At 38.2% G+C, this 3,969-nt stretch carries 5 protein-coding genes; 2 read left to right on the forward strand and 3 right to left on the reverse strand.

Annotated elements, in window-relative coordinates; translation table 11 throughout:
* Window positions 1-175: 175 nt before the first annotated feature.
* Window positions 176-1,390: an NAD(P)/FAD-dependent oxidoreductase gene (locus tag ACXYMX_RS02640; protein WP_459042680.1), complete on the reverse strand. Its 1,215-nt coding sequence runs from the start codon at window positions 1,388-1,390 to the stop codon at window positions 176-178.
* Between the two features lie 254 nt (window positions 1,391-1,644).
* A complete protein-coding gene (locus ACXYMX_RS02645) occupies window positions 1,645-2,007 on the reverse strand; it encodes a HesB/IscA family protein (RefSeq protein WP_459042681.1) in 363 nt (120 codons plus the stop codon).
* Between the two features lie 52 nt (window positions 2,008-2,059).
* Here ACXYMX_RS02645 and ACXYMX_RS02650 point away from each other — a divergent pair, with 52 nt between their 5' ends.
* A complete protein-coding gene (locus tag ACXYMX_RS02650) occupies window positions 2,060-2,809 on the forward strand; it encodes a DUF2225 domain-containing protein (protein ID WP_459042682.1) in 750 nt (249 codons plus the stop codon).
* A 31-nt stretch (window positions 2,810-2,840) separates the two neighbouring features.
* Here ACXYMX_RS02650 and ACXYMX_RS02655 read toward each other — a convergent pair whose 3' ends face one another.
* Window positions 2,841-3,077, reverse strand: coding sequence for a NifU family protein (locus ACXYMX_RS02655; RefSeq protein WP_459042683.1), 237 nt, complete (start codon window positions 3,075-3,077; stop codon window positions 2,841-2,843).
* A gap of 87 nt (window positions 3,078-3,164) precedes the next feature.
* Between ACXYMX_RS02655 and ACXYMX_RS02660 the strand changes: the two genes are divergently transcribed.
* Complete coding sequence (locus tag ACXYMX_RS02660) at window positions 3,165-3,491, forward strand: YuzD family protein (RefSeq protein ID WP_459042684.1); 327 nt, start codon at window positions 3,165-3,167, stop codon at window positions 3,489-3,491.
* Window positions 3,492-3,969: the final 478 nt, after the last annotated feature.

Here is a 3,969-nt window from a genome sequence, read left to right on the forward strand (position 1 = left end):
AGCGAATTATCACGTTAATGAAGGACAAAGAGTAAGAACAATCAAAGGAAAAGGAGTCAATTCGTTCAAAATCGAACGAATTGACTCCTTTTTGATTTTCGAAACCATTATAAATTAACAAACGTAAGTTTTTCAGTGGCCTCTCCATTGACGAGTAGGTGTTTGTATAGATAGGTTATAATACGTTAAATTTACCTTTTTTCAGTACTAGTCCTACTCCGCCAATCATGAATAGTGCTCGGTTATCGATCATTTTCTTCATGAATGATGCTTTCGTTCCAGTTACTTTTTTACCAAAAACCACACCGATTGCATCGTCATCACCAAGGGAACAAACACTACCTTTTAGGTCAGGTACAAATTCAGAAGTTGCTTGTCCTTTTAGAAGTGCAAGAATGTTATTTGCACACATATCGCCCTGTTGCATAGCAATTTGAGCTGTTGGTGGGAATGGACGATTAACCGCTTCGTTAATCATTAATGCACAGTCTCCGACAACAAACACATCATCATAACCTGGCGCACGAAGGTCTTTTTCTACCTTAACGCGTGCACGCATATTTTCAATTCCTGAGTCTTCGATCAAATGGTTACCACGAACTCCGGCTGCCCATACAACAGTTCCAGCTTTGATGAACTCAAATTCTTCTTCACCTTTTTTGATGTTGACGCCTTCAGGAGTCGCTTCAACGACAGGTGTACCTATTGAAAATTCGATCCCTTTAGATTCAAGTTGTTTAACAGCATACTCAACAAGTTCTTCATCAAAACCAGGAAGAACCATTGGAGCTGCCTCAACACAAAGTACACGTACTTTTTCAACTGGAACATCGTACTCTTTACAAAGTTCAGGAACGCGATTTCCAAGTTCCCCAAGGAACTCAATGCCTGTGAAACCTGCACCGCCGACAATAATAGTTAAGCGACTGTCATCTTTTTCTTCTTCAAGAGACCATGTAGCAAATTGATATTCAATGTGCTCACGAATATGACGAGCTGCTTTGACATTCGCCATTGCTAACGCGTATTTATCAAGTCCAGGGATACCAAAAGTTTCTCCTTCAAAACCTAATGAGATTACAAGGTAGTCATATGTGTGTGTACCGACATCTGTCGTTACAACTCTTTCTTTTACATCAATCGCTTCAACTGAGGCTTGAATAAACTCTACCTTTTGCTCATCGATCACTCGTTTGATGTCGTAGCGTACTTGTTCAGGTGTTAGTGTACCTGCTGCTGCTTCATGCAACCATGTCGATTCATAGTGATACTCATTTTTGTTAATAAGGACAACGTCAGCCTCATCAGTTCCAAGTGACTTTTGTAAATTAACGACAGTAGTTAAACCGCCATATCCCGCGCCTAATACTAGTATTGTCGGTCTTTTCACGAAGATCGAAACCACCCTTAATTTTATTGTACCCGGAGCACAATATCTTCGGCAAAGCCGCAAATTTGCACAATCCTGGTCTTTCTAAGTTTTAAAAAACTCTCTACCTATAATAATAGCCCTTTTGAAGTACTATTTCAACACAATATAAAAAATTGGAATGATTCAAAGATACTGAATTCATTAATTATAGATATTGTTTACTACAAAAAAAGCCCTCCGGCAAAATTACTTTCGGAGGACGAACTTATACTTTAGCAATCCGCGGGTGCTCCAGATTTCTTCGCTGTTCTGAATGAAGTTCCACACCCACAAGAAAGGATAGCGTTTGGATTTTCAATTGTAAATCCACCGCCCATTAGGGATTCTTTATAATCTACTTGTGTTCCATTTAGAATATCGACATCATCACTAGAAACAATAATTTCGATACCATGTTGTTCCAATAAAATATCTTTTTCGGATTGCTCGGGCTCAAATCCTAAACCATATGTGAGTCCGCTGCAGCCTCCCCCGTTCACAGCGACACGCAGAAATGATCCTTCTTCTCCATTATGGCTCATCATTTTCTTCACATGAAATGCAGCAGCTTCAGAAATTTCAACAACTCGTTCCATTCGTAGTCACCTTCCCTTTATGTTTCCTTAAGTATATCAGTTTGCTTAACGCTTGCACAATCATAATCCCTCTATCCTGTTTCCAAATAGGTTATACTATACAAAGAGGAGGGATTTTATAAATATTACAGCATTTTATAAAAAAGAAGTTAATTGCATTCACTGTAAAAGTAATTTTAAAACAATAAAAATTCGCTCACGATTTGTTCGAATTTCTTCTCATGAAACGGACTTCAAGCCATCTTACACAAATCCGTTAGTTAATCCACTTTATTATAACGTAGCAGTTTGTCCTGAATGTGGCTTTTCGTTTACTGAAGATTTCTCTCCTTATTTTGCTCCAGGAACCAAAGAAGATATTGATAAGCATATAACGAGTAAATGGCGGAAAAGATCGTTTGAAGACGAAAGAAATATAGACCAAGCTATAGAAACATATAAACTTGCCTATTTATGTGCAACTTTCAAAAAAGAAAAACCACTTTCAATTGCAGGGTTGGTATTGAGAATCAGTTGGCTTTACCGTGAGCAAAAAAACGTGGCAGAGGAAATGCGGTTTATGAAAATTTCGCAAAACTTGTATACCCTAGCCTATTCTGAAGGTGACCACATTGGTACCCAAATGTCAGAGGCTCGTGTTCTATATTTAATAGCCGAACTGGCAAGAAGAACTGGAGACGAGGCAGTAGCTATCCAAGGATTTTCTAGAGTCATTGAAGCACAGCGTACCTCGGCCGATCCGTTAGTCTTAGAAATGGCAAAGGATCGCTGGCAAGAGATTCGCGAAGAAAAAAGGACCTAAATAAAGGTCCCTTTAGATACATAATTTACTTTTAAAATACTTGCTCTACTTCTACAACACCTGGTACTTCTTCAAGCAATGCACGTTCAATACCTGCTTTTAATGTGATTGTTGAACTTGGGCATGTTCCACATGCTCCTAGAAGGCGAAGCTTTACAATACCGTCTTCGATATCTACAAGTTCACAGTCACCTCCATCACGAAGTAAAAACGGGCGTAATTTATTTAATACATCCTGTACAGGTTCTGTCATCATTTCATCAGTCATGTTTTTTCGTCTCCCTTCCCTTATAATAGTTATTATAAACTGGAAAGAAGAAAAAATCCAATAATGAATCCAAAAGGAGCGATTTTTATGAGTTTAAATAAAATATCACTAGAAATTTACGGTGCAGATATTATTTGTGCGAGCTGCGTAAATGCACCTTCATCGAAGGATACATATGAATGGCTGCAAGCAGCAATCACAAGAAAGTATCCCAATCAACCTTTCGATATTCACTATATTGACATTGAGTCCGAAACTCTGGATCCAAAACATAAAGAGGTCGCACTAAAGGTTTTGGATGACGAATTTTTCTACCCGCTTATTATGATAGATGGAAATATGATAGCAGAAGGACATGTTCAACTTAAACCGATTTTTTTAGAGTTTGAAAAGCACGGCTATGTTTCCAACTAAATCGCAGTATATCGAAAAAACGGTTGTACAATTTATGACGTTGGTGAAAGAAAATCCCCTTCTCTAATAAAAGAGAAAGGGATGGAATTTCACTAACGTCATTTTTTATAAATATATTGGATAAATCCTATTAACCGCTGATTTCCGTTCCGAGCGGACGCGTTCCACGGGGCGTGCGTTGAGCCTCCTCGTCGCTATGCTCCTGCGGGGTTCTCAACTGTCCCGCTTCATCCCGTAGGAGTCGCCGCTCTGCACTCCAATCAGCTAAGAGAGTATAGGAACATAAGTTCAAATAAATATAGAAAACAAGTGAAATTCCCTGTAGAATAAAAGTCGACCAAAACCATCATTCAGGAGAGAATTCACTTGTCATATTCTAATAGTATTAAATCTTTACTAGATATTCAAGACCCAAACATTATTTTTGAAGAAGATTGTGTAAAAGAAGGAACCTTTAAAGAAAAAACATGTAAATATA

This window comes from Sporosarcina sp. CAU 1771, from assembly GCF_054482775.1.

Excerpts from the sequence above, each read along its gene's own strand:
- ACXYMX_RS02645 (WP_459042681.1), bottom strand. The coding sequence starts at position 2,007 with ATGGAACGAGTTGTTGAAATTTCTGAAGCTGCTGCATTTCATGTGAAG.
- ACXYMX_RS02660 (WP_459042684.1), top strand. The coding sequence starts at position 3,165 with ATGAGTTTAAATAAAATATCACTAGAAATTTACGGTGCAGATATTATT.
- ACXYMX_RS02655 (WP_459042683.1), bottom strand. The coding sequence starts at position 3,077 with ATGACTGATGAAATGATGACAGAACCTGTACAGGATGTATTAAATAAA.